The sequence below is a fragment of the Bradyrhizobium sp. HKCCYLRH2015 genome, assembly GCF_051168215.1.
Taxonomy (GTDB): Bacteria; Pseudomonadota; Alphaproteobacteria; order Rhizobiales; family Xanthobacteraceae; genus Bradyrhizobium.
Genome location: NZ_JBNPUO010000010.1, coordinates 136,893 through 162,071, shown reverse-complemented (window position 1 = coordinate 162,071; position 25,179 = coordinate 136,893). Strand labels below are relative to the sequence as shown.

Genomic DNA, 25,179 nt, shown 5'->3' with positions numbered 1-25,179 from the left:
GCAATGGCTGCGATCGGCGCGGTCATTCATGGAGCGAGGCCGGTACCGTGCTCATCAAATTGGCCGTGGCAATGTTCGTGAGAATACGGTCGTTGTTGATCATGATCGGCGCCGACAGAACATCGCGCAGGTGGCGGCCGATCGAGAACTCGCCGTCGTTGCGATAACCCGAGAGCCCGCAGGCGCGCATCGCATGCATCACGGTCTCAACGGCAAGCTCCGAGGCCTGCACCTTCAACAGCGTGATCGAGGATTGGAAGTCGAGCGAGCTCAGCGCCCGCTCGTCATATTCATGGGCGACGAAGGCATCCATGTTGGTGACGATCATTGCGCGCAGCCGGGCCAGCGCCATCTTAGCCGCGGTGTAATGTGCAGCTGCCGGCGGCATCTGTCCGCCGGCGCCGCGAGCGGCCTTGCGCAGGAAGCGCTGGGCGCGCTCCACCGCGGCCGCAGCAATGCCGGCCCAGGCCGATGACCAGCAGAGATGCGCGAACGGCGTCATCGTCTGGCCGTGGATGCGGTCATAGGATTCGGTGAACATGCGGTCGGACGGACAGCTCACCTCCAGCGCGAATCCTGTCGAGCAGGTGCCGCGCATGCCCAGCGTTTCCCAGCCAAGGGTACGCGAGATCGTATAATCGTCCGTCGTCAGCGCCAGCAACACCTGATCAGAGGCGGCTGCGCTGTCGGCGCGACGGGCAATGGTGACGAGGCCGTCGGCTTCGGCACCATAGGAGATCACCGTGGCGTCGCGCTTCAGCGAGATGCGGTTACCGTCGTGGCCGACGGCCGCGGCGCTGGCGCGGATGTTGCCGCCGTTCTGTCCCTCGGTGGTGGAAGAGGCCATCAACAGCTGCTCGGATGCGATACGGCGCATCAGGGATTCCATGTAGCCGCTGCCGCGGCCGTGACGCACAAGGCAGGCGACCTTGGTCTGGTGCATGGCGAAGATCATGGCGCTGGAGGCGCAGGCGCGGCCGAGCGCATAGCAGACGTCGGCGATGTCGTGGATCGACGCCCCGAAGCCGCCGAACTCGACCGGGATCTGCATCCCGAGCAGCTTGTGCTCGCGTGCCGCATCGATTGCGGCCTTGGGGAAGCGGCCGTCACGGTCGACCTCGTCGGCTTCCGCGGCGGCCTGCGCGGCCACAGCCGCGGTCCGCTGCAGGAACAAGGAGCTGCGATCGAGCAGAAGGCTCTCGCCATCATCGGGGATCGGGTTGCGAAGCGCGGTTCCCTGGAGAGTCATGACCGATCGATACTCCGGATTTTGTCTCGTTGAGAGATCGGCACGTGCGTCCTCGCAAGATCAGGACAGATGCACTGCGCCTTCTTTTTGGGGCTGCTCGCAGGGTATGGATTTGATTCAAATACGTCGACGAAATTCAGGGTAAACGCTGTGCAATCGACGGGTGGGGGTTAATTCCTGGTTGTTTCGGTCCGAGAATTTCGGGCCAAGCCGTTAGCGTTAAGACGAGTTCAGACCTGGAACGGGGATGCGGCGTAACTCTTTTGCCGCCGGATTGCGTTATCTCCCTGCGCGAGCGTCGATCAGATTCGACGTGCCGGAACAAGCCGCGAGTGAAGAGGTCCCCATGCCGAGTTTCGATGTCGATGTCAGTCACAGGATCGTGGCGCTCGTCCGCGATATCCTCGCGCAGAACGCCAGTTCTACCGACGTGACGGCGGATGCAAAGCTCGTCGACATCGGGCTGACGTCAATGGACATGGTCAACCTGATGCTGGCGCTCGAATCGGAGTTCGATTTCACCATTCCGCAGGAGCTGATCACGCCGGAGAACTTCCAGTCTGTCGCCACGCTGGAGCGTCTGGTGAGCGGTCAGCTGGCGGCAGCCAAGGCCGCCTGACCCGCTGCCACGCCCCGCGGTTCACCGCGTCGCTGTTTTCAATCCGTCGCAAAGCTGGCATTCTCGTCTCCATTGGAGATGGGGACGTCATGACGAAGGCTGTGCTTGGCATTATCGGCGGCTCGGGCATTTATGATCTGCCGGGACTGGAAGATGCCCGCGAAGAGGTGATCGCGAGCCCCTGGGGCGAGCCGTCGGCGCCATTGCGCCGGGGAACGATCGCGGGGCTGCCGATCGTGTTCCTGCCGCGCCATGACAAGGGACACCGGTTGTCCCCGTCCGACATCAATTACCGCGCCAATATCGACGTGCTGAAGCGCGCTGGCGTCACCGACCTGGTGTCGCTGTCGGCCTGCGGCTCGTTCAAGAAAGAGCTGCCGCCGGGCACCTTCGTGCTGGTCGATCAGTTCGTCGATCGCACCTACAAGCGCGAAAGCTCGTTTTTCGGCAGGGGATGCGTCGCCCACGTCTCGATGGCGCATCCGGTTTCGCCGCGGTTGCGCATTCATCTGGCGGCGGCGGCCGAGGCCGAAGGCATCGCGATCGCGCGCGGCGGCACCTATGTCTGCATGGAGGGACCGCAATTCTCGACCTATGCCGAGAGTATGACCTACAAGGCGTCGGGCTATTCGGTGATCGGCATGACCAACATGCCGGAGGCGAAGCTCGCTCGCGAGGCCGAGATCTGCTACGCGACGGTCGCGATGGTGACCGACTTCGACTGCTGGCATCCGGATCACGACGCCGTTACCGTGCAGGACATCATTCGCGTGCTCACCACCAACGCCGACAAGGCGAAATCACTGGTGGCGCGGCTCGCCCGCGAGTTTCCGCGCGAGCACGAACCGTGCCCGATCGGCTCCGACCGTGCGCTCGACACCGCCTTGATCACTGCGCCGGAGGCGCGCGATCCCGAGCTTCTGAACAAGCTCGATGCGGTCGCAGGCCGTATCTTGCGCGGTTGAAGGGGGATCGAACATGAAGGTGGACGGCCGGCACTATCGCAGCATCTGGCTCGACTCCGACGGCTGGTCGGTCTGCGCGATCGATCAGCGCCGGTTGCCGCACGAGTTCGTGGTGGCGAAGATCACGACATGCGAGGAGGCGGCGGATGCGATCCGCGGCATGCTGGTTCGCGGCGCGCCGCTGATCGGCGCCACCGCCGCTTTCGGCATGGCGCTGGCGATGCGCGACGACCGCTCCGATCCCGGCATCGACCGCGCCTACGAGATGTTGATCGCGACGCGGCCGACGGCGATCAACCTGAAATGGGCGCTCGACACGATGGGCACGATGCTGCGCCGGCTGGCGCCGTCGGAGCGGCGGGATGCGGCGTATTCCCGCGCCGTCGACATTGCCGGCGAGGACGTCACGATCAACCAGGGCATCGCCGCGCATGGCCTCGCGCTGATCGAAGCGGCCGCGGCGCGCAAGAAGCCGGGCGAAATCGTGAACGTGCTGACCCACTGCAATGCCGGCTGGCTTGCGACCGTCGATTGGGGCACGGCGACCGCGCCGATCTATCTCGCGCATGATCGCGGCATTCCGATCCATGTGTGGGTCGACGAGACCAGGCCGCGCAATCAGGGCGCGTCGCTGACCGCCTGGGAGCTCGGTCATCATGGCGTGGCGCACACCGTCATCCCGGACAACACCGGCGGCCATCTCATGCAGCATGGGATGGTCGATCTCGCCATCGTCGGCACCGACCGCGTCGCCGCCAACGGCGATGTCTGTAACAAGATCGGCACCTATCTCAAGGCGCTCGCGGCACACGACAACGGCGTGCCGTTCTATGTCGCGTTGCCGTCGCCGACGATCGATTTCGCGGTCGCCGAGGGACGACAGATCCCGATCGAGCAGCGCGGTGCGCAGGAAGTCACCGAGATGACCGGCCGCACCGCCGACGGCCGTATCGAGACGGTGCGCATCGTGCCGCCGGGATCGCCGGTCGCAAACTACGGCTTCGACGTCACGCCGGCGCGGCTGGTGAGCGGGCTGATCACCGAGCGCGGCGTGCTGCGGGCCGACGGCGCGGCACTGGCGGCGGCATTTCCGGATCGGGCCAAACAGACGAACGATTAGGATCAGCGCCGTTGCGAGGGCAGCGACGCAATCCAGAATCCCACGAAGCCTTCGGATTGCTTCGGCGCAAGGATGCCTCGCAATGACGATCAGCGCAGGCTCAGACCCGTCGCGGCTTCCAACTCGGCGATCGCCTGCGCTGCGCTGACCACCTTGATCGTCGTCATGCCCATCTCGCGCGCCGGCTTCAGGTTGATGCCGAGATCGTCGAGGTAGACGCAGTCCGCGGGGCTGACGCCGAGCGTCTCGGTCATCATCTGGTAGATCCGGGGATCGGGCTTGCGCAGGCCGATCTTGGCCGACTCGATCACGTGATCGAACAGCGCCATCACCTCCGCGACGTACAACGAGCGGCCGCCCTGGCTGCCGATTGCGTTCGCCGGCAGATTGTTGGTGATGCAGCCGGTCTTGCACTCCGCCTTGATGCGGCGGAGCGCCTCGACCATGTCGGGACGGAGGTCGCCGGTGAGCAGTGGCAGCACCTCCCGCCCGCTGACCGCAGCGCCGCCCAGCGCCAGCGACTCCTCCGCGAACAGCCGGTCGAAAGTGTCGAGGTCGATCTCGGCCCGCTCGAATTTCGCCCAGGCGTTCTCGAGATGGTTGGCGGCATTGGTGTTGCGGATGATGTCGACAGGATAGCCGCGCTCCTTCTCGAACCGTGCGAATGCCTCGAATGGCGATGTCGTCAGCACGCCACCGAAATCGAAGATCACCGCCTCGACCATGTCAGTCCTGTCCTTCCTTGATCCCTGGATGATCGCTAGCATGGGATGCCGCACTTGGCGACCTCGGTCGCACTTGGCGACCTCGGCGTCAGCCGCTATTGCTGCCGCGATGAAGCCGTCTCACGCAATCATTGCAGCCGCCGCTCTGCTGGCGCCGTCGCAGGCCCTGGCCATCGTCGGCAATGCGCCGGCGCTGAATGATGGCATCGGCCGCGCCGTGGTCACGATCGTCGGCTCGCGCGGCAATTTCTGCAGCGGCGCGCTGATTGCCCCGAAGCTGGTGCTGACCGCCGGGCATTGCGTGCAGCCGGGTCTCGATTACCGCATCGTGGAATACGATCGCGACCGCAGGCCGGTTCTCAAGACGGTCCGGCGGGTGGCGGTGCATCCCAGCTTCAGCGTGCAGGCCATCCTGGCGCATCGCGCCACCGCCGATGTCGCGCTGCTGGAATTGGAGGCGCCAGCGAAGGAGCGCGTGCCGGTGGCGCTCGGCGTGCCGCAGCCGCCGCTTGCCGCCGGCAACGCATTCACGGTCGCAGGCATCGGTGTCGCCGTCCCCGGCGACGGCAAGAGCGGGGGCGTGGTGCGCGGCGCGGCGCTGGTGGCCACAGGCAGGCCAGGCACATTGCAGATCCGGCTGGTCGATCCGGCGACGCAAGGCGTGCGGTCCGGGCTCGGTGGCTGCACCGGGGATTCCGGCGGGCCTGCATTCGAGACGCAGGCGCAAGGACAGGTGCTGATCGGCGTCATCTCATGGTCGACCGGGCCAAATCTCGGCGATGGCTGCGGCGGCATGACCGGCGTCACGCCGCTCACGTTGTATCGCGATTGGGTCGTGCAGACCGCGCGGCAGTGGGGCATGCCGCTCGGCGGAAATTGAGGCGCCGCGTTCACGACGCCGCGCGTCGCGATGGGTTGACCGTCGCTGTGATCGGGTTCAGCCTGTCACGCGAGGAAACAACATCAAGACCAAAGCCCAGGGACTCCCATGAACGTCATCGCGCCCATCCGGGAGGCCGCGTCCTCTCACGCGACCGAACATTTCGACGTGCTCATCGTCGGCGCCGGCATCTCCGGTGTCGGCAGCGCCTATCAGTTGACCAGGCAGATGCCCGACAAGCGCTTCGTGATCCTGGAGAGCCAGGACGGCTTCGGCGGCACCTGGCGGACGCACCGCTATCCCGGCATCCGCTCCGACAGCGACCTGCACACATTTGGATACAGCTTCAAGCCGTGGGTCGGGCCGCCGATCGCGACCGCGGAAGAAATCCTCAGCTACATGGGCGAGGTGATTGAAGAGAACGATCTCGGCCGCCACATCCGCTACGGCCATCACATCGTGTCGGCCAGCTGGTCGAGCGCGACCAATCTCTGGACGGTCCAAGCCGTGAAGGGCAGGGATCAGCAGCCCGTCACCTTCACCACGAATTTCCTCTGGATGTGCCAGGGCTACTACCGCCACTCCAAGGGCTACACGCCGGAGTGGCCGGACATGGCGAAATTCAAGGGCCGCATCGTGCATCCGCAACTCTGGCCCGAGGATCTCGATCTCACCGGCAAGCAGGTCGTGGTCATCGGCTCCGGTGCGACGGCCGCGACCATCCTGCCGTCGATCGCCGGAAAATGCGCGCATGTGACGATGCTGCAGCGCTCGCCGACCTACTTCCGCATCGGCCGCAACGCGATCGAGCTGGCCGAGGAGTTGCGTCGGCTTGATGTCAAGGAAGAGTGGATCCACGAGATCGTCAGGCGCAAGATCCTGTTCGAGCAGGATTGGTTCACCAAGCGCTGCTTGACGGAGCCCGAGCAGGTCAAGAAGGAGCTGATCGGCCAGATCAGCGCCATCATCGGCCCCGAACAGGCGGCCAAGCATTTCACCCCGAGCTATCGCCCGTGGCGACAGCGCATCGCGTTCGTGCCGGATGCCGATCTGTTCGAGGGCATCAAGAGTGGCAAAGCCTCCGTCGTCACCGACGAGATCGAAAGCTTCACCGAAGGCGGCATCAAGCTGAAGTCCGGCGACGAGCTCAAGGCCGACATCATCGTCACCGCGACCGGCTTCGATCTCTGCGTGCTCGGCGACATCGCGTTCACGATCGACGGCAAGCCGCTCGACTTCGCCGACACCGTGACCTATCGCGGCATGATGTTCACCGGCGTGCCGAATCTCGCCTGGGTGTTCGGCTATTTCCGCGCCAGCTGGACGTTGCGCACCGATCTGGTCGCGGATTTCGTGTGCCGCCTGCTCGCGCACATGAAGGAGAAGGGCGTGAGCAAGGTCGTGCCGGCGCTGCGCCCGGAGGATCACAACATGCCGCTGCTGCCATGGATCGACCCGGAAAACTTCAATCCCGGCTACATGATGCGCAACATGCATCTGCTGCCCAAGCGCGGCGACAAGCCGGAGTGGCAGCACAGCCAGGATTATTGGAGCGAGAAGGACCAGATTCCGGCGATCGATCTGGATGATCCGGCGTTCGTATATGGGTGAGCGCCGAGGGGTGGAGTACTCGCTGTCGCTCTAACCTCGGTGTCATCCCCGCGAACGCGGGGATCCATAACCACAGCCGGATATGTGAGGCACGACGCCAGCTTACATCCTGCCCCAAGCGAGATCACGCGGTATGGGTCCCGGGTCGGCGCCCGTTGACGCTGTGCGTCAGCGGGCTTGCCCGGGACGACAGCGAGTTTCAGAGCGCGCTTCTGAGTGCGCCGCCCGTCTCATCCCTCCCGCCGCGTCACCCCCGTCGCGATCGCCGCGGCGGCGGTTCGGTTCTCGACGCCGAGCTTGGCGTAGATCTGCTCGAGGTGCTTGTCGACGGTCCGCGGGCTCAGCCCCAGGATCTGCGCGATGTCGCGGTTGGTCTTGCCCTTGGACAGCCATGACAGCACTTCGCCCTCGCGCGTGGTGAGACCGAACTCGCTGGAGAATTCCTTGGGCAACTCACCGGAGGACTCCTTGGCGAGCCGCAGCAGGAACTCGTTGGGCCCGGCTCCGCCCATGTAATAGAGGCGCAATTCGGGATGATCGGGGATCGAAGCGGCGGCCTTCCCGCCGCCGTTCTGCGCCTGATCCAGCCAGAGCCGCAGCGCTTCAGGAAGAACGAGCTCCTCGGCGGTGCCAAAACTGTCCGACAGCAGCTTCTGCGCCTGCGGCGTTGCCCACATCAGCCGTCCCTCGCGGTTGACGGCGAGCAGGAAGCGGCCGGAGACGTCGAGCGCGGCGCGCGCACTCTGCGTCATCCGGGCGTTGGCGAGATGCACGCGGATGCGCGCCAGCATCTCCGAGACGGCGATCGGCTTGGTGACGTAGTCGACGCCGCCGGCCTCCAGTCCCTTCACGATATGCTCGGTATCGGCGAGCCCGGTCATGAAGATGACGGGGACGTTGGAGAGACCCGTCTCGCGCTTGAGCTTGCGGCACGTCTCGAAGCCGTCCATGCCGGGCATGACGGCGTCGAGCAGGATGATGTCCGGCGTGATCTGGTCGATGATGCGCATGGCCGCGGCGCCATCGAGTGCGACCATGACCGTCATGCCGGCACCATCCAGCGCGTCGGTGAGCAGCCGAAGCGTCTCCGGCGAGTCGTCCACCACCAGCGCGACATCGCGCTTCCTGCTGTCAGTGCTCATAGGCATGCAAGGTCTTCAGAGTGGCCATGTACTGATCGAGATCGAAGCGGTCGATAAGCGTGCGCATCTGGGCGACGAAGTCGGCATGCTCCGGATGCGCGTTGCTGATGTCGTCGAGCTTGAGCTGAATGGCCCTGATGTAGCCGATCTGGCCGAGGCTCATCAGCTCCTCGACATAGTTGAGCGGGGGCCGGGACCCGGTGTCCGGCCGCCAGCGTGGCGGCGCCGCTGGGATGTCGGTCTGGTAGCTCCATTCGAGCTTCAGCAATTGACGTATCGCCTCCAGCAGCCTTGGGATGTCGATCGGCTTCATCAGGTAGCTGTCGTGGAATGGTTGCGCCAGCGGCCGGCCATGCGCTTCGAGCGCGCTCGCAGATGTCATCAGGATCCGGGCCTGATGATGACCGCTGTTGCGCAAGGTCTCGGCCACCGTCCAGCCGTCCATGCCGGGCATCGAGATGTCCAGAATGAACAGGTCCGGCTGGCAGTGCTGTGCGAGCGCGAGGCAGGCGGGACCGTCGGGCGCGCTCAGCAGGATGAAGCCGAGCGGCGTCAACACCTCGCGCAGGAGGTCGCGATGAACGGGATCGTCGTCGGTGATCAGAATCGTCCTGCGCGGTCCGAGATAGCCGGCGACCGGCGCCTTCACCGGCGCATGCCGCGTCGGGTTGGTGACCTCGGACAGGAGGATCTTGACCTTGAAGGTGCTGCCGGTGCCGACCCTGCTCTCGACCTTGATGTCGCCGCCCATCACCCCGGCGAGCAGGCGGCTGATCGTCAGGCCCAGTCCCGTGCCGGTCTGCGGTTGAGCGGCCCCGAGCGCGCCGCGCTCGAACGGCGCAAAGATGCGCTCGAGGTCGTCGGGCTGGATGCCGGGCCCGGTATCAATCACCTCGAACTCCGCGACCGGACTGCGATAATGCACGACGAACTGGACGCTGCCTTCCGCGGTGAATTTGATCGCATTCGACAGCAGGTTGATCAGGATCTGGCGCAGCCGTTTCTCGTCGGCGTAGACGACCAGCGGCAGTACCGCCGGCCGCTTGAACACGAAGTCGACGCCCTTGGCGGCGGCTTGCAATCGGAACATGCCCACAAGCTGGTCGAGGAATTCGCTGAGACGGACCTCGTCGCGCGACAGATACAGCCGCCCGGCTTCGATCTTGGAGATATCGAGGATGCCGTCGATCAGGCCGGACAGATGATCGGCGCTGCGGCGGACGACGCGGACCTGGTCCCGCGGCTTCGGTGCGAGGCTCGTGTCCTGCTCGAGCAGTTGCGCATAGCCGGAGATCGCGTTCAGCGGCGAGCGCAGCTCGTGGCTGAGGCCGACGACATAGCGGCTCTTGGCGAGGTTGGCGGACTCCGCAACCTCCTTGGCGCGCTGCAGCTCGGCGTCGGTGCGCTTGTGCGCCTCGATCTCCTGAATCAACAGCTGCGTCTGCCGGCGTGTCTCGGCCTCGGCGGCGCGACGGCTCTGCTGCGCCAGCACGAACAGCCAGGTCACGACGCCGATGATGATGGAGAGAGCGAAGAACACCTTCCACAGCACGTCGGAGATGATGCCCTTGAATCCTGGCAGCGCCGCCGAGGTCTCCAGATAGATCATGCCGAGCGTCAGCGCGACGAGTCCGGCCGATGTCAGAAAGACACCGACATAGTGACCGAGCTGCGAGTTGATCTTGGCGAGCACCGACCCCGGCAGCATGCCGCCAAGCGCCGCGGCGACCTGGGCTTGCGCCCGCGCGTGCGGTTTGCACAGATCGTGACAGCGAGCGTCGAGCGAGCAGCACAGCGAGCAGATCGGGCCGGCATAGGCCGGGCAGGAGGCGGTGTCCTCCGGCTCGAAATGATGCTCACAGATGCAGCATTGGATCTGCTCGATGTTCTGCCAGCTCCGCTTCGGCTTGCGCGCCAGATAGTACTTTCCGTCGGTCAGATAGGCGATCGCGGGCGCCGTGACGAGCGCGACGCCGAGCGCGACGAAAGTTGACAGCGCCTTTCCGGTCGGACCGAACAGGCCATAGAAGGCGCAGATCGAGACGATCGTGGCGATCGTCATCGCGCCGACGCCGACCGGATTGATGTCGTAGAGATGAGCGCGCTTGAACTCCATCTGCGGCGGGCGCAGGCCGAGCGGCTTGTTGATCACGAGGTCGGCGACCAGGGCGCCGACCCAGGAGATCGCGATGTTGGAGTACAGCGCCAGCGTCTGCTCGAGCGCCTTGTAGACGCCGATCTCCATCAGCAGCAGCGCGACCACGACGTTGAAGACCAGCCATACGACGCGTCCCGGATGACTGTGGGTGAGGCGGGAGAAGAAGTTCGACCAGGCGATCGAGCCGGCGTAGGCGTTGGTAACGTTGATCTTGATCTGGGACACGATCACGAAGGTGCCGGTCAACGCAAGCGCCAGGTCCGGCCGGGCCAGCACGTAGCGGAACGCCTCGAGATACATGTGTGCCGGTTCGGCGGCGCGGTCGGCCGAGACTCCATGGCTGAGCGCGAAGTAGGCCAGGAACGAGCCCGCAAGCAGCTTCAGCGCACCGAGCACGATCCAGCCGGGGCCTGCGGATAACAGCGCAATCCACCATGACCGCCTCGACGTGCGGCGATCGCGCGGCAGAAAGCGCAGGAAGTCGACCTGCTCGCCGATCTGGGCGACCAGCGAGAACACGACCGCCGCCGCGGTCCCGAACAGCGCCAGATCGAGATGGCCCATGGGATCGCCATGCTCGCCGGGAAACTGCAGCCAATCGGCGAAGGAGTGCGGGCTCGCATAGGCGATTGCGGCAAAGGGCAGGACGTGCAGCACGACCCACAGCGGCTGCGTCCACAGTTGGAAGCGGCTGATCAGCGTGATGCCGTAGGTCACGAGCGGGATGATGACGACGGCGCTGATGAGATAGCCGACCGGGCGCGGAATGCCGAAGCACATCTCGAGGGCGGAGGCGAGGATCACCGCCTCGATGGCGAAGAAGATGAAGGTGAAGGAGGCGTAGATCAGCGAGGTGATGGTGGAGCCGATGTAGCCGAAGCCGGCGCCACGCGTCAGCAGGTCGATGTCGATGCCGCATTTAGCTGCATGATAGGCGATCGGCAGGCCGCAGCAGAAGATGATCACGCTGGCGACTAGGATGGCGGCGGTCGCATTGGTCACGCCGTAGTTCAAGGTGATTGTGCCGCCGATGGCCTCCAGCGCCAGGAACGAGATTGCGCCCAGCGCGGTGTTGGCGACGCGGGCGGCCGACCAGCGCCGCGCGCTCTTGGCCGTGAAGCGGAGCGCATAGTCCTCCAACGTCTGGTTGGCGACCCACTGGTTGTACTGGCGCCTGACGCGGTCGATCCGCTGCCGCCCTGCCACTTTCGAACTCCTCACCCGCGGGCGCTTGTCCGCAACTCGCCTGCCCCTCGCAAGACCTACGCAGAGCCTACGTCGCGCTTTTGCGGTGCAGTATACGCAATCTTGCGTATCCGTGCGTTGCACAAACCGCGCCATCCTTCGTCTGACCCAACGCGTGTCCTCGAACCAATGAATGGGGTGCTCATGTCAGATGAAACCAAAAAGGGCCTGAAGTCGCCACTTCGGCGCCAATTGCTGATGGGAATGGCCGCAATCCCGGCGCTGGCCATGATGCCGCGGCCATCCTTTGGCGCCGGTCCCGCAACCTCCGCTGTCAACACCACCGGACTTGCAGTCACCGATAGCGAAGTGACGGTCGGCATCCTGCATTCGGTCACCGGCACGATGGCGATCTCCGAGACCGGGTCGGTGCAGGCCGAGAAGCTCGCGATCGAGCAGATCAATGCCGCCGGCGGCGTGCTCGGCCGCAAGATCAAGTACATCCAGGAGGACGGCGCCTCGGATTGGCCGACCTTCGCGGAGAAGGCCAAGAAGCTCCTGGTCAACGACAAGTGCGCCGCCGTGATGGGCTGCTGGACCTCGGCCTCGCGCAAGGCGGTGCTGCCGGTGTTCGAGCAGTACAACGGCATGCTGTACTACCCGACCTTCTACGAAGGCCTCGAGCAGTCCAAGAACGTCATCTACACCGGCCAGGAAGCCACCCAGCAGATCATCGCCGGCCTCGACTGGGTCAACAAGACCAAGGGTGCGAAGACCTTCTACCTGCTCGGCTCCGACTACATCTGGCCGCGCACCTCGAACAAGATCGCGCGCAAGCACATCGAGGGCCATCTGCAGGGCTGCAAGGTCGTCGGCGAAGAGTACTTCCCGCTCGGCCACACCCAGTTCAACTCGGTCATCAACAAGATCAAGCTGACCAAGCCGGACGTGATCTACGCGATCATCGTCGGCGGCTCCAATGTCGCGTTCTACAAGCAGCTGAAAGCCGCCGGCATCGACATGTCGAAGCAGACCTTGCTCACCATCTCCGTGACCGAGGACGAGATCGACGGCATCGGCGGCGAGAACATCGCGGGCGCCTATGCCTGCATGAAGTACTTCCAGTCGCTCGACAACCCCAACAACAAGGCCTTCGTCGCCGATTTCAAGAAGATGTGGGGTGAGAAGACCGTGATCGGCGACGTGACGCAAGCCGCCTATCTCGGTCCGTGGCTGTGGAAGCTGACCGTCGAGAAGGCCGGCAGCTTCGACATCGACAAGGTCGCCGCCGCCTCGCCAGGCATCGAGTTCAAGGGCGCGCCGGAAGGCTATGTCCGGATCCACGAGAACCACCATCTCTGGTCCAAGACCCGCGTCGGCCGCGCCAAGGCGGACGGTCAGTACGAGCTGATCTACGAGACCGCCGACCTGGTCGAGCCCGATCCGTTCCCGAAGGGCTATCAGTAAGTCGGGGTCACGCATTGCGACGGCCGATGAAGCGACGCCGTTGCCGCACAACCAGTGCGCTCCCTCCCCCCTTGTGGGGGAGGGTTGGGGAGGGGGGTACCCCACCCACAGTTCGTCGTGTGGACCCCCCTCCCTGGCCCTCCCCCACAAGGGGGGAGGGAACGACCTTACCGGCGGCAATGCTGCGGGCGCCAACGCGCATCGCAAGTCAGTGCGCACCGACATCACGCATCACAAGAGGACGGATCATGTTCGGTGACTATTCCATCGGCGACCTCGGGGCCATCTTCGCGATGCAGGGGTTCGCAGGCCTCATCCTGTTTTCGGTCTACGTGCTGATGGCGCTGGGGCTTGCCATCATCTTCGGCCAGATGGGCGTCATCAACATGGCGCATGGCGAGTTCATGATCCTCGGCGCCTACGTCACCTGGATGACCTCGAACGCCTTCCAGCATTTCCTGCCGTCGTTGTTTCCGGGCTACTTCTTCGTCGCGATGATGCTGGCCTTCATCGCCTCCGGAGCGCTCGGCATGCTGGTCGAGTGGGCGATGATTCGCCGGCTCTACAAGCGGCCGCTCGATACGCTGCTCGCGACCTGGGGCCTCAGCCTGATCCTGCAGCAGGCCTATCGCTCGGTGTTTGGCGCGCGCGAGGTCGGCGTCGAACTGCCTGAGTGGATGATGGGCTCCTGGCAGGCGACTGACGCGATCCAGATTCCGATCAACGGCATGTTCGTGATGTGCCTGACCATTCTGATCACGATCGTGGTCGCCTATGTCCTCTTCCTGTCGCGCTGGGGCAAGCAGGTCCGCGCCGTCGTGCAGAACCGCGTGATGGCCGGCGCCGTCGGCATCAACACCGAGAAGGTCGACCGCTACACCTTCGGTCTCGGCTGCGGCATCGCCGGTGTCGCCGGCTCCGCCTTCACGATGATCGGCTCGACCGGCCCGACCGCCGGCCAGCTCTACATCGTCGACACCTTCCTGGTCGTCGTGTTCGGCGGCGCCGCCAGCCTGATCGGCACCATCGCCTCTGCCTTCACCATCTCCCAGACGCAGTCGACGATGGAGTTCTTCATGTCCGGCTCGATGGCCAAGGTGCTCACTCTGCTGGCGATCGTCGCCATCCTGATGCTGCGGCCGCAGGGCCTGTTCGCCCTCAAGGTCCGCAAATAGCCGGAACGCGCAGGAATCGGGAATCAGAAAGCACCGTCATGATCATCAATACGCGCTTCTTCAATCGCTCCGAGCTCATCGGCTTCGTCTCTCTGCTGCTTCTGCTCGTGGTCATCCTGCCGCTGGCGGTCGACATCTTCCGCCTCAACCTGGTCGCGAAGTACCTGACGTACTCCTTCGTCGCCATCGGCCTGGTGCTGTGCTGGGGCTATGGCGGCATTCTGAGCCTGGGGCAGGGTGTGTTCTTCGGCCTCGGCGGCTACTGCATGGCAATGTTCCTCAAGCTTGAGGCCTCCAGCGTCGCCAACACCAAGATCCAGTCGACCCCTGGCATTCCCGACTTCATGGACTGGAATCAGCTGACGCAGCTGCCGTTCTTCTGGAAGCCGTTCCAGAGCTTCCCGTTCGCGCTCGCCGCGATCATCCTGGTGCCGGCGATCTTCGCCTTCATCATCGGCGCTGCGATGTTCAAGCGGCGTGTCGGCGGCGTCTACTTCGCCATCATCACCCAGGCGATCGCGGCCATCATGACCATCCTGATCGTGGGACAGCAGGGCTACACCGGCGGCATCAACGGCATCACCGACCTGCGTACCCTGCACGGCTGGGACATCCGCACCGATCACGCCAAATACATCCTCTACTTCGTCGAGGTGTTCTTCCTGTTCGCCGCCATCCTGGTCGCGCAGTTCATCCGTCTCACCAAGCTCGGCCGCATCCTGGTGGCGATGCGGGAGCAGGAGGACCGGGTCCGCTTCTCCGGCTACAGCGTCGCCAATTTCAAGATCTTCGCCTTCTGCGCCGCGGCGGTATTCGCCGCGGTCGGCGGCGCGCTGTTCACGCTCGAGGTCGGCTTCATGTCGCCGTCCTTCGTCGGCATCGTGCCGTCGATCGAGATGGTGATCTACACGGCGGTCGGCGGCCGGCTCTCGATCTTCGGCGCGGTCTATGGCTCGCTCCTCGTCAACTTCGCCAAGACCAGCCTGTCGGAGACCTTCCCGCAGCTCTGGCTGTTCGGCTTGGGTGCCTTGTTCATCGCCGTGGTTCTCGCCTTCCCGAACGGATTGGCCGGAATCTGGGGTGACTACGTGCAGCCGCGCATCGACCGGCTGCTGGCGTCCCGCAGCAAGAAGCCCGGCAATGGCGGCCTGGTCGCCAACGGCGCCCCCGCAGAGTGAGGAGACAGCGATGCTCATCGGTCATCAGCCCAAGGAATTCCTGCTCGCGGTCGAAGCCCTCACCGTCTCGTTCGACGGCTTCAAGGCGGTCAACGATCTCTCCTTCTACGTCGAAGAGAACGAGATCCGCGTCATCATCGGCCCGAACGGCGCCGGCAAGACCACGGTGCTCGACCTGATCTGCGGCAAAACCAAAGCGACCTCGGGCTCGATCCAGTTCCGCGGCAAGGAGCTGACCAAGCTGCGCGAGAACGAGATCGTCAAGACCGGTGTTGGCCGCAAGTTCCAGACGCCGTCGGTGTTCGAGGATCTCAGCGTGTTCGAGAATCTCGAGATATCCTTTCCGCGCGGCCGCACCGTGTTCGGCTCGCTGACCTTCCAGCGCGACGCGGTCGTCAAGGATCGCGTCGAGGAGGTCGCGGAGATGATCTTCCTGAAGGATCGTCTCAAGACCTCGGCGGCCGAGCTCAGCCACGGCCAGAAGCAGTGGCTCGAGATCGGCATGCTGCTGATCCAGAACCCGGACCTTCTGATGCTCGACGAGCCTGTGGCCGGCATGAGCGTCAGCGAACGCGCCAAGACCGCCGAGCTGCTCAACCGCATCATCAAGGACCGCTCGGTGCTCGTGATCGAGCACGACATGAAGTTCGTCGAGGACATCGCCCACAAGGTCACCGTGCTGCATCAGGGGCAGATCCTGTCCGAAGGCACGATGGACAAGGTCAAGAACGACCCCAAGGTCGTCGAAGTCTATCTGGGGCACTGAGCGATGATCGCGATCTTGTTTGCTCCGAGTGACGCTGCGTTCCCCTCCCCCTTGTGGGGAGGGGCTAGGGGAGGGGGCCCACGGCGGCAGTATCGCTTGGGACTACCCCCCTCTCCAACTCTCCCCCACAAGGGGGGAGGGAGCGCGCTGCCGATGTTGCTGCAGCCTCGTCCCAATTCATCACTTTGCAGGAGCCATTGATGCTCGCAATCTCCGATCTCCATGTCGCCTATGGCCAGAGCGAGGTGCTGCATGGCCTGAACGTCAAGGTCGCGCCCAATGAGATCGTTGCGATCATGGGGCGCAACGGCATGGGCAAGACCACGCTGATGAAGTCGCTGATGGGCATCCTGCCGTCCAAGAGCGGCTCCATCGACATGAACGGCACCGAGCTGTCGGGCCTGAAGAGCTACGAGCGCGTCGCCAAGGGTCTCGCCTACGTGCCGCAGGGCCGCATGATCTTCTCGACGATGACGGTCAAGGAGAATATCGAGACCGGCCTCGTCGTCTCCGGCGAGTCCGAGGTGCCCGGCGACATCTACGAGCTGTTTCCAGTGCTGCTCGAGATGAAGGGCCGACGCGGCGGCAATCTCTCCGGCGGCCAGCAGCAGCAGCTCGCGATCGCCCGCGCGCTCGCCACCAAGCCGAAGGTGCTGCTGCTCGATGAGCCGACCGAGGGCATCCAGCCGTCGATCATCAAGGAGATGGCGCGCACCCTGAAGCGCATCCGCGACGAGAAAGGGCTGTCCATCGTTGTCTCCGAGCAGGTGCTGAGCTTCGCGCTCGACATCGCCGACCGCGTGCTGGTGATCGAGAACGGCGAGATCGTCCGCGACGATCCGCGCGAGTCCGTCGATGCCGCGCAGGTCTCGAAATATCTGTCCGTCTAACCACTCCGTCCAAGCAAAGGTAAAGGGGAGCTCTTGATGCCTGACACACTGATCAAGGTCGATCTGACCAAGTCGGCCTACGAGAACGACAAGGTGCACAACCGCTGGCACCCGGACATTCCGATGGTGGAGTGGGTCAATCCCGGCGACGACTTCATCATCGAGACCTATGACTGGACCGGCGGCTTCATCAAGAACAACGACTCGGCCGACGACGTGCGCGACATCGACCTGTCGATCGTGCACTTCCTCTCGGGCCCGATCGGCGTCAAGGGCGCCGAGCCAGGCGACCTCCTGGTCGTCGACCTGCTCGACGTCGGTCCGCTGAAGGAGAGCCTGTGGGGCTTCAACGGCTTCTTCTCCAAGCAGAATGGCGGCGGCTTCCTGACCGATCACTTCCCGCTGGCGCAGAAGTCGATCTGGGACATCAAGGGCCTCTACACCTCGTCGCGTCACGTGCCCGGCGTGAACTTCGCCGGCCTGATCCATCCCGGCCTGATTGGCTGTCTGCCCGATCCGAAGCTGCTGGCGACCTGGAACGAGCGTGAGACGGCGTTGATCGCGACCAACCCGACCCGCGTGCCGGGCCTCGCCAATCCGCCGTTCGCACCGACCGCGCATGCCGGCCAGGCCAAGGGCGACGTCAAGGCCAAGATCGGCGCCGAGGGCGCCCGCACCGTGCCGCCGCGCGAGCATGGCGGCAATTGCGACATCAAGGATTTGTCGCGCGGCTCGAAGATCTACTTCCCGGTCTACGTGCCCGGTGGCGGCCTCTCGATGGGCGATCTGCACTTCAGCCAGGGCGACGGCGAGATCACCTTCTGCGGCGCCATCGAGATGGCGGGCTGGCTGCACATCAAGGTCGACGTCATCAAGGACGGCGTCGCGAAATACGGCATTAAGAACCCGATCTTCAAGCCGTCGCCGATCACGCCGAACTATCGTGACTACCTGATCTTCGAGGGCATCTCGGTCGACGAGGCCGGCAAGCAGCACTATCTCGACGTCCACATCGCCTATCGGCAGGCCTGTCTCAACGCGATCGAGTACCTGAAGAAGTTCGGCTACTCCGGCGCCCAGGCCTATTCGATCCTCGGCACCGCGCCGGTGCAGGGTCACATCTCCGGCGTGGTCGACGTGCCCAATGCCTGCGCGACCTTGTGGCTGCCGACCGAGATCTTCGACTTCGACGTGATGCCGTCGGCGGCAGGCCCGATCAAGCACATCACCGGCGATATCCAGATGCCGATCTCGCCGGACAAATAACGGTCTCCCTGCGCGATGGGTGCGGGACGGCAGCGTATCCGCCGCCCCGCATCCGCCGCGTGAGATGGAGATGATTGTTGCGCAGGAGACGAGACAATGCCGGTCTATGAATATCTCTGTGACGAATGCGGCCCCTTCACCGACATGCGCCCGATGTCGGAATGTGACGAGCCGCAGGTCTGTCCGCAATGCCAGGACATGGCGCCGCGGGTGATCCTCACCGCGCCCGCCTTCGCCTGCATGCCGGCGGAGCGGCGCACGGCGCATGCGACCAACGAGCGCAGCCGCCACGCGCCGCAGACGGTTGCCGAGTACAAGGCCAAGCATGGGCCGGCCTGCGGCTGCTGCTCGCCGAAGAAATCGCCGCGGCTGATGACCAAGACCAGGAGCGGCGCCAAGGGCTTCCCGACGGCGCGGCCGTGGATGATCAGCCACTGAACGAACGCGAAGGGCGGCGTGTCCGCCCCTCAGCGTGAGGCCGGCACCCGGCGTGGTCCCGGCGCGGGCTGGCCGCCGAACTTGACGCTCATCGCATTGGCGCCGTCGCTGATGTCGACCAGCGTCTTGCGGCCCTCGTCGATCACCTTGGCGGACTTGCGCTTGAAGCTGTCGACGAGCTCGCGCATGGACTTGATCTGGTCGAACAACTGGCCCGGATTGCCGTCCGCGAACCCGGGAATGGCGCCGTCGATCTTGGTGACCAGCGTATCGAAGCCCTTGAAGACATCCTCGGCCTTGTCGATCGCAGAGTCGAAGGCGGCGGTCTTGGCCTGCAGCGAGGCGGTCTCCGTTTCGAACGTCTGCAGCGCTTGCTTGATCGCCGGTGCGTTGCTGACGACGTATTTGTCGATGTTGTGCACCGTCTCGACCATCGTCTCCTGGTCCTTGAGGTCGGCCGTCAGCACCGGCACGCCGTCGCGATCCAGCGGCACCGGCGGAGCGGTCGGCGCGCCGCCGACCAGCGAGATCGCAGCGATACCGGTCAGGCCCTGGAACTCGATGCCCGCTGTGGTGTCCTTGCGGATCGGCGCTGACTTGTCGAGCGTGATCATGGCAACGATCTTGCGCGGGCTCTCGAGATTGATCGAGAGGATCTGCCCGGCCTGCACGCCATCGAAATTCACCGGCCCGCCCTTGCGGAGGCCGGCCGCCGAACCGCCGTCGAACACCACGCGCATGGTGCTGCGCTGCTCGGCGATGCGGCGCTTCTGCTTGATCAGGACGCCGCTGATCCCCGCCGCGACGGCCGCGATCGTCAGGGTTCCCACGATGAGATTGATCGCGCGCATTCCGTGTCCACTGCTGCCTTGGCTCGATTTTAGCCGCTATGTCTCCCGGTTGAAAGCTCAGCGCGCGAGGCCCGGCCGGGAGGGCGCGGCGAGGCCGGCCAGCAGCACCGCCAGGATACCGGTGAGAAAAATGCCATCGAACGTCCCGGCGCCGCCGATCGAGGCCACGGGCGCGCCGAGGCTGCCGATCTTGTCGAGGTTCATCAGGTCGGCGCCGACCAGCGTGCCCATCGAGCCGCCGATATAGGCCAGCGGCGCGGCATATTCGCGCGACAGCAGGAACGCCAGGATCGCGGTCACGACCACCGGCGCGAACACCGGCACGGCGATGCCGACGCCCTGCACCGGCGTCGCCATCGCGTGGATGATCACGGCGATCACCAGCACCGCGATCGCGGCGCGCAGCCAGAGCTGGTAGCGCAGCATGAGATAGGTCGACATGATCGTCGGGATCACCGCGCCGCCGACATTCACGGCGAGCAGAGTACCCGGCCATTGATGCACCAACGGCACGACATATTGCATGCCGAAAAAGTCGATGATCTCGCCAGAGCGCGCGACCTGCCCAGGCAGCATGGTGATCGGGATGTTGAAATAGCTGCCGACCAGCGAGCCGAACAGCAGCAGCATCGCGGTGCCCGAGCTGACGCCGAGCTTCATGTAGGCGTAGCGCAGGATGCCGAGCTGGATCAGGACGATCAGGACGCCGAAGGCGAGCACCAGGATCGCAAAGAATACGGGCGTGATCGGCAGATATTGGATCTGGGAATGCATGTCGAAAGCGCTTCGATGATGGACCGTGCCGCCCGCGCAGGATCATCTCACGCGGGCGACAGGGTGACAAATGGTCATTCGGCGCCTGGTTCCCAAGGGCAGCCATGGTCTCGTTCATTCTTCAGACGCGATCAGCGTGGCGTGCAGCACGTAGCGCTCCGGGCCCTGCGTCAGCGCGTCGAACGGCCAGCAGGTGGAGAGCACGAGCTCAGGGCGTTCGGTGTCCGGATCGATGCCGGACGCATCGAAACGCACGACGCTGGCCCCGTCGGCGCGATAGCGGAAGGTCTTGCCGTCGCGCCTGACGATGTCGATCTCGTCGCCGATGCTGACGTCCTTCAGGAAGCGGAAGTGCGTGTCGCGATGGGCGGAATAGACGGCGATTCCGGTCTCGCCCGGCTCGGCCGTGCCCTCGACATGGCCGGCGCCGAAGGCGAGTGCCTGGCCGCTCGAGCCGGCCAGCGCGATGGTGGAGACGCCGAGGCTCTTCACCTCGATGCGCGCGACCGGGACGGTGTCGGCCCAGGACCACGGCTTGACCGCATGGCCGGTCGCAATGGTCTGGGTGAAGGCGCGATCGAGCAGCACCTGCGCCACGATCGCCTTGGCATGGATGAGGGCGCCGTGGCCGAACAGGATGAGGCCGACAAGCGCGACTGCGAGCGGGATGACAAATCGTGGCATTCTCTCTCCTCCGTCATTGCGAGCAAAGCGAAGCAATCCAGAGTCGTTGTGCAGCCCCTGGATTGCTTCGTCGCTTCGCTCCTCGCAATGACGACATTGCTTAGTTGGCCGCCCGCCGCCTGATCGCGACGAGCCAGATCAGTTCGAGCATCAGCAGGCCCAACCCGAGCAGCATGCTGAGCTCCGCATCGGTCGCCGTCTTCGGCAGCGTGACCGTCGCCGGCGCTGCCGGCACCACCGGCCGCTTCAGCGCGGCGAGCTGGACGTTGCGGTCTGCTTCAGCGCGGCGCTCCTTCGGCATCGCCGGCATCCGGCCGCGTTCGCCGAACACCTTCTCGTAGTCCCAGCCGGCCGGCAGGTTGATCGGCAGTTCGGCGAGCCTCAGCGGCTCGCCGTCGGGACGGCGCGGCGTCTTGTCGACGGCGACGAGGCTGGTCAGGCGGCTCACCAGCCGGTGCTCCAGCGCGAGCTTCAGAATGGCGCCGTCGGCTTCCTCCGGCGTCATCTGCCGCATCGTCTTCGCCACCTCGGCATCGCCGATCTTGCGCCGCGCCCACAGCTTTGAAAGGCCCTTGCCCTCGGCGGCGCCCGACAGCGGCAGCGTGATGGTCCAGGGCTGGTCGCCGATGCGGCCCTTGAGCTGCAGCGAGCCGGCGAGGCGATCGATTTTGGCGGCCAGCACCAGCGGCTCGTTGCGATAGACGTCCGGCAGCACCGCGGGCGTGAGGTCGGCAGAGGCTTCGGAGAACGTCGCGCTCAGCCCAGTCACCACCGGGTTCTCCAGCTTGGCGAACAAATCGCGCATGCGGTCCTCGACCTGCTCGACCGAACCGATATGGGTGAAGGCGCCGCGTCCGAGCTCGGCGGCGCGCGTCATCAGATAGGTGTTCGGCGCCGAGCCGATGCCGACCATGAAGATGCGCGAGCGGCTGCGCATCGCGGTGATGGTCTCGAACAGCTGCTGCTCGTTGCCGATGGCACCATCGGTCAGAAACACCACCTGACGCACGCGGTCGGAGTCGCTGCCGTCGTCGGTCAGCGCCGCGCGCATCGCCGGCACCATCTCGGTGCCGCCGCGCGCGTCGAGCGCACTGACGAAGCTGGTCGCGCTGCCGACATGCTCGGCATCGGCCGGCACCGAGGCGGGAAACAGCACGGTCATGGTGTCGTCGAAGCGGATCACGTTGAAGCGGTCGCCCGGCTGCAGGCGGTTCAGCGCATAGAGCAGGCTGGCCTTGGCCTGGCGGATCGAGGTGCCGCCCATCGAGCCGGAATTGTCGATCACGAAGATCACGTCGCGCGGCTGCGGACGCTGTGCCGACGCCGTCACTGCGGGAGGCGTGACGAAGGCGAGCAGATAGTCGGCATCGCCGACCTGCTCGTGGAACAGGCCGACCGACGGCGTCGCGGCGGCCGCCGGCTTCCAGGTCAGCTCGAAATCGCGATCGGCCGGCACCACGCCCTCGGCGAGCGTCACGACACGCGTCTTCGCATCGGGGCTGTCGATCGTCACCTGGTGATGGTGACTCTTGACCTCGCCGATGGCGAAGCCCGCCTGCAGCCGCACCGTGATCCTCGTCGGATTGACCGGATCGGTCTTGGCTGGGTCGAGCACCTCCGGCGAGATGCGGTCGCGATCAGGCACGGGATCGTTGCTCGCTGCGCCCCAGCCGTTGCCGCCCGGGCGCAGATCGACGCTCTGCACGATCGGCGCCGGATTGTAGCGCGGCGCCACGACCAGCGGCACCCGCAGCGAGAACTCGCCGCCGCTCGCGGCCACCGGCTGCTGATATTCGATCTGCACCAGCACGGTCTCGCCGGGGCCGATATTGGCGAGCGAGTTGGTGAAGATGTTCGGTCGCTCCTGCTCGGTGAGCGCCGCGGTCTTGCCGTCGCGCTTGGCCTGCTCATAGATCACCTTGGCCTGTTCGCGCGGCTTGATGTCGCCGACCACGACGCGGTCGCCGACGATCATCTTCAGTGTGTCGACCGCGCTGTCGGGTGGCAGCGGATAGACATAGACCGCCTCCATCCATTGCGAGCTGGTGTTCTTGAACAGCTGCGTCGCGCGCGCCCGCGCGGTCGGGCCGGAGACGACGATGTCGACATCGATGCCGAGCCGCGGCGCCTCGGCATAGCGGCCGTCGGACTTGAACAGCAGTGCGCCGGAGCGGGCGTCGCCCGGCCTGGTCAGCGGCGCCAATGGCCCTTCGGCGGACCAGCCAGGGGTGACGCTGAGAAACAGCGCCGTGAAGCCGACCAGCAGCACGGCGGCGGCCTGGAGCAGCAGGAATAGCAGCATGGTCACGATCCATGACCTGACCGGATGGGTGCTGCTTCTGATATCGTGGTCCATTGTCTCGCTCATCATTGCCTCCGCAACGAACAAATTCGGCAGGCCGAGACTGGGCGCAGCGCGCCGGCACCGCGAGCGGAATGGTCGGTCTTGTTCGGCCGCCGCCCGCCCGCGCATGTCCTGTCGTGGTCGAGAGCGCGGCTGATCTGTCCGGGTTTGTGCTGATTTGTCCGTCTGCTAGAAGGGGTGCGCATCACGCGGCAGGGGACAGGATGTCGATACCGGACAACAGCGAGCTTTCCGACGAGCAGAGCCGGCAGGTCGCCGAGACCGTCCGCGAGGAGATCGCGCGGCGCCGGATGTCGCGGCAGGCGCTGGCGGAGCAGGCCAGGCTGAGCCTCTCGACCCTCGAGAAGGCGCTCGGCGGCCGCCGCCCGTTCACGCTCGCCACCATTGTCAGGCTCGAGCAGGCGCTCGGCATGTCCCTGCGCAAGGCGCCGAGCGCACCTCTCGCCGCTCCCGCCGCGAGCGGCGGCATTGCACCCGACAGCCTCGGCTCCTATTCGCGGCGGGCCGTGGAGTGGATCGAGGGCACCTACGTCACCTTGCGCCCGTCATTCGGCGACAAGGACGCGATCTACGCCTACCGCACCGACATCGTCTGGGACGATGCCGCGTCGTCGCTGACGTTTCGCGAAGGCGCGCGGCTCGATGCGGCGTTCACGCAGTTCGGCGAGGTTGCCGTGCCAAACCAGTCCGGCTTCGTCTACCTCGTCACCAACCGCCACGGCCAGCACCGCCTGATCACGGTCTCCAGGCCGACCATCACCGGCGAGATGTACGGCATCATCACGACGCTCCTGGCGGGCCGCGGCTCGCTGCTGACGCCGATCGCCGCGCCGATCGCGCTGCTGCCGCTGCGCAATGTGGTGGAGCCGAGCTTCGGCAGACTAGGGACTGACGATCTACATTACGGGTTTTATCGCGAGCATCTGCGCAAGACCGTCGAGGAGCCGTTTGCGCTGTTCGTGCAGGGCGTGCCGTGAGATTTGGGCACACGACTAACCACCGTCATTGCGAGGAGCGAAGCGACGAAGCAATCCAGAGTCGTGAACTCGGCCCTGGATTGCTTCGCTTCGCTCGCAATGACGGAGTTTGTAGTTGCCGCCGTGCTTCTAGCCATGCAGTGTCGTCCCGGCGAACGCCGGGACCCATACCCCCAGGGAGCGGTTTGAGTCCGGCTGGTCATCGGCTTTTTCGCGTCACATCACCGCCGCGGAGTATGGGTCCCGGATCGGCACCGTGCCGCGCTTCGCGCGTCACGGCTTGTCCGGGACGACGGCGGTGGGGTGAGGCGGATTCACGGGATCAAACAGCGCGACGTTCAAGCAGCCGAACGTCTCAACGACAGATCGGATCGATCAGCAGACAATCGACTAAGGACGTGTCATCGCAGTCTCGCGGCGACACTCGCCCGAGGTTTCAATCAGTCCGTCCCTCTTCACGTGCAGAGGGCGCAGGGAATGCCGGGTGAAGGCCTCACCCATGGCCCGCCTGCGAAAAAAATGCAGGCGGCAGGTACCACAGGCAAAGCCGAGCACGCCGGCATTCCCTGCGCGATGGGTTGAACGCTTATACGCAGTCTCCCTGGTGCACCGGCTTGTTGGCCACCATGCCGCGACAATGCTTGCGCGTTGCGCGGGAGACACCAGCTTCGGGGTGTCAGGACGCTGCGACTTC

General features: G+C 65.0%; 21 protein-coding genes. 13 read left to right on the top strand and 8 right to left on the bottom strand.

Annotated elements, in window-relative coordinates; genetic code table 11:
• Nucleotides 1-22 precede the first annotated feature (22 nt).
• The gene (locus ACQR1H_RS25740; RefSeq protein ID WP_434908386.1) at nt 23-1,249 is read right to left on the bottom strand and encodes an acyl-CoA dehydrogenase family protein; all 1,227 of its coding nucleotides are present in this window, start codon (nt 1,247-1,249) and stop codon (nt 23-25) included.
• A 346-nt stretch (nt 1,250-1,595) separates the two neighbouring features.
• On the opposite strand from ACQR1H_RS25740, the gene ACQR1H_RS25735 reads away from it, so the two are divergent.
• From ACQR1H_RS25735 to mtnA, 3 genes are all read left to right on the top strand, one after another.
• Nucleotides 1,596-1,868, top strand: a complete 273-nt coding sequence (locus tag ACQR1H_RS25735; RefSeq protein ID WP_315801779.1) for a phosphopantetheine-binding protein — start codon at nt 1,596-1,598, stop codon at nt 1,866-1,868.
• An 89-nt stretch (nt 1,869-1,957) separates the two neighbouring features.
• A complete protein-coding gene (locus ACQR1H_RS25730; protein WP_434848380.1) occupies nt 1,958-2,833 on the top strand; it encodes an S-methyl-5'-thioadenosine phosphorylase in 876 nt (291 codons plus the stop codon).
• A gap of 13 nt (nt 2,834-2,846) precedes the next feature.
• On the top strand, nt 2,847-3,953 hold the full coding sequence (mtnA, locus tag ACQR1H_RS25725) for an S-methyl-5-thioribose-1-phosphate isomerase (RefSeq protein WP_315801690.1): 1,107 nt from the start codon (nt 2,847-2,849) through the stop codon (nt 3,951-3,953).
• An 89-nt stretch (nt 3,954-4,042) separates the two neighbouring features.
• On the opposite strand, the gene ACQR1H_RS25720 is transcribed toward mtnA, so the two are convergent.
• Nucleotides 4,043-4,678, bottom strand: a complete 636-nt coding sequence (locus tag ACQR1H_RS25720; RefSeq protein ID WP_315801689.1) for an HAD-IA family hydrolase — start codon at nt 4,676-4,678, stop codon at nt 4,043-4,045.
• Nucleotides 4,679-4,787: 109 nt separating this feature from the next.
• Here ACQR1H_RS25720 and ACQR1H_RS25715 point away from each other — a divergent pair, with 109 nt between their 5' ends.
• Both ACQR1H_RS25715 and ACQR1H_RS25710 read left to right on the top strand, forming a co-directional pair.
• Nucleotides 4,788-5,558 (top strand): S1 family peptidase, encoded by a 771-nt coding sequence (locus tag ACQR1H_RS25715; protein ID WP_316238053.1) that lies wholly within the window; start codon nt 4,788-4,790, stop codon nt 5,556-5,558.
• A 108-nt stretch (nt 5,559-5,666) separates the two neighbouring features.
• A complete protein-coding gene (locus tag ACQR1H_RS25710) occupies nt 5,667-7,169 on the top strand; it encodes a flavin-containing monooxygenase (RefSeq protein WP_316238054.1) in 1,503 nt (500 codons plus the stop codon).
• A 230-nt stretch (nt 7,170-7,399) separates the two neighbouring features.
• Here the strand turns inward: ACQR1H_RS25710 and ACQR1H_RS25705 are convergent, their stop codons facing one another.
• On the bottom strand, nt 7,400-8,311 hold the full coding sequence (locus ACQR1H_RS25705) for a response regulator transcription factor (RefSeq protein WP_316179431.1): 912 nt from the start codon (nt 8,309-8,311) through the stop codon (nt 7,400-7,402).
• Nucleotides 8,301-11,675 (bottom strand): hybrid sensor histidine kinase/response regulator, encoded by a 3,375-nt coding sequence (locus ACQR1H_RS25700; RefSeq protein ID WP_316238055.1) that lies wholly within the window; start codon nt 11,673-11,675, stop codon nt 8,301-8,303. The genes ACQR1H_RS25705 and ACQR1H_RS25700 overlap by 11 nt, the downstream gene beginning before the upstream one ends.
• A gap of 183 nt (nt 11,676-11,858) precedes the next feature.
• On the opposite strand from ACQR1H_RS25700, the gene urtA reads away from it, so the two are divergent.
• The 7 genes from urtA to ACQR1H_RS25665 all read left to right on the top strand — a co-directional run bounded on the left by urtA (nt 11,859) and on the right by ACQR1H_RS25665 (nt 18,834).
• A complete protein-coding gene (gene urtA / locus ACQR1H_RS25695) occupies nt 11,859-13,121 on the top strand; it encodes an urea ABC transporter substrate-binding protein (RefSeq protein ID WP_315801686.1) in 1,263 nt (420 codons plus the stop codon).
• Between the two features lie 248 nt (nt 13,122-13,369).
• The gene (gene urtB, locus ACQR1H_RS25690; RefSeq protein WP_434908385.1) at nt 13,370-14,296 is read left to right on the top strand and encodes an urea ABC transporter permease subunit UrtB; all 927 of its coding nucleotides are present in this window, start codon (nt 13,370-13,372) and stop codon (nt 14,294-14,296) included.
• A gap of 38 nt (nt 14,297-14,334) precedes the next feature.
• Complete coding sequence (gene urtC, locus ACQR1H_RS25685; protein ID WP_315801684.1) at nt 14,335-15,474, top strand: urea ABC transporter permease subunit UrtC; 1,140 nt, start codon at nt 14,335-14,337, stop codon at nt 15,472-15,474.
• Nucleotides 15,475-15,484: 10 nt separating this feature from the next.
• Nucleotides 15,485-16,240, top strand: a complete 756-nt coding sequence (gene urtD / locus ACQR1H_RS25680) for an urea ABC transporter ATP-binding protein UrtD (protein WP_315801683.1) — start codon at nt 15,485-15,487, stop codon at nt 16,238-16,240.
• Between the two features lie 200 nt (nt 16,241-16,440).
• Nucleotides 16,441-17,130, top strand: coding sequence for an urea ABC transporter ATP-binding subunit UrtE (gene urtE, locus ACQR1H_RS25675; protein WP_315801682.1), 690 nt, complete (start codon nt 16,441-16,443; stop codon nt 17,128-17,130).
• Between the two features lie 36 nt (nt 17,131-17,166).
• The gene (gene fmdA / locus ACQR1H_RS25670; RefSeq protein WP_035648524.1) at nt 17,167-18,396 is read left to right on the top strand and encodes a formamidase; all 1,230 of its coding nucleotides are present in this window, start codon (nt 17,167-17,169) and stop codon (nt 18,394-18,396) included.
• A gap of 96 nt (nt 18,397-18,492) precedes the next feature.
• Entirely contained in the window at nt 18,493-18,834 is a 342-nt protein-coding gene (locus ACQR1H_RS25665) for an FmdB family zinc ribbon protein (protein ID WP_315801681.1), read from the top strand.
• Nucleotides 18,835-18,863: 29 nt separating this feature from the next.
• On the opposite strand, the gene ACQR1H_RS25660 is transcribed toward ACQR1H_RS25665, so the two are convergent.
• From ACQR1H_RS25660 to ACQR1H_RS25645, 4 genes are all read right to left on the bottom strand, one after another.
• Complete coding sequence (locus ACQR1H_RS25660) at nt 18,864-19,685, bottom strand: MlaD family protein (RefSeq protein WP_316238057.1); 822 nt, start codon at nt 19,683-19,685, stop codon at nt 18,864-18,866.
• A 57-nt stretch (nt 19,686-19,742) separates the two neighbouring features.
• Nucleotides 19,743-20,459, bottom strand: coding sequence for a DUF1614 domain-containing protein (locus tag ACQR1H_RS25655; protein ID WP_434838162.1), 717 nt, complete (start codon nt 20,457-20,459; stop codon nt 19,743-19,745).
• Between the two features lie 114 nt (nt 20,460-20,573).
• Entirely contained in the window at nt 20,574-21,143 is a 570-nt protein-coding gene (locus ACQR1H_RS25650) for a class GN sortase (protein ID WP_434908384.1), read from the bottom strand.
• A 100-nt stretch (nt 21,144-21,243) separates the two neighbouring features.
• Nucleotides 21,244-23,511, bottom strand: coding sequence for a marine proteobacterial sortase target protein (locus ACQR1H_RS25645; RefSeq protein ID WP_434908383.1), 2,268 nt, complete (start codon nt 23,509-23,511; stop codon nt 21,244-21,246).
• 200 nt (nt 23,512-23,711) lie between these two features.
• On the opposite strand from ACQR1H_RS25645, the gene ACQR1H_RS25640 reads away from it, so the two are divergent.
• Complete coding sequence (locus ACQR1H_RS25640) at nt 23,712-24,485, top strand: helix-turn-helix domain-containing protein (protein ID WP_434887806.1); 774 nt, start codon at nt 23,712-23,714, stop codon at nt 24,483-24,485.
• Nucleotides 24,486-25,179 lie beyond the last annotated feature (694 nt).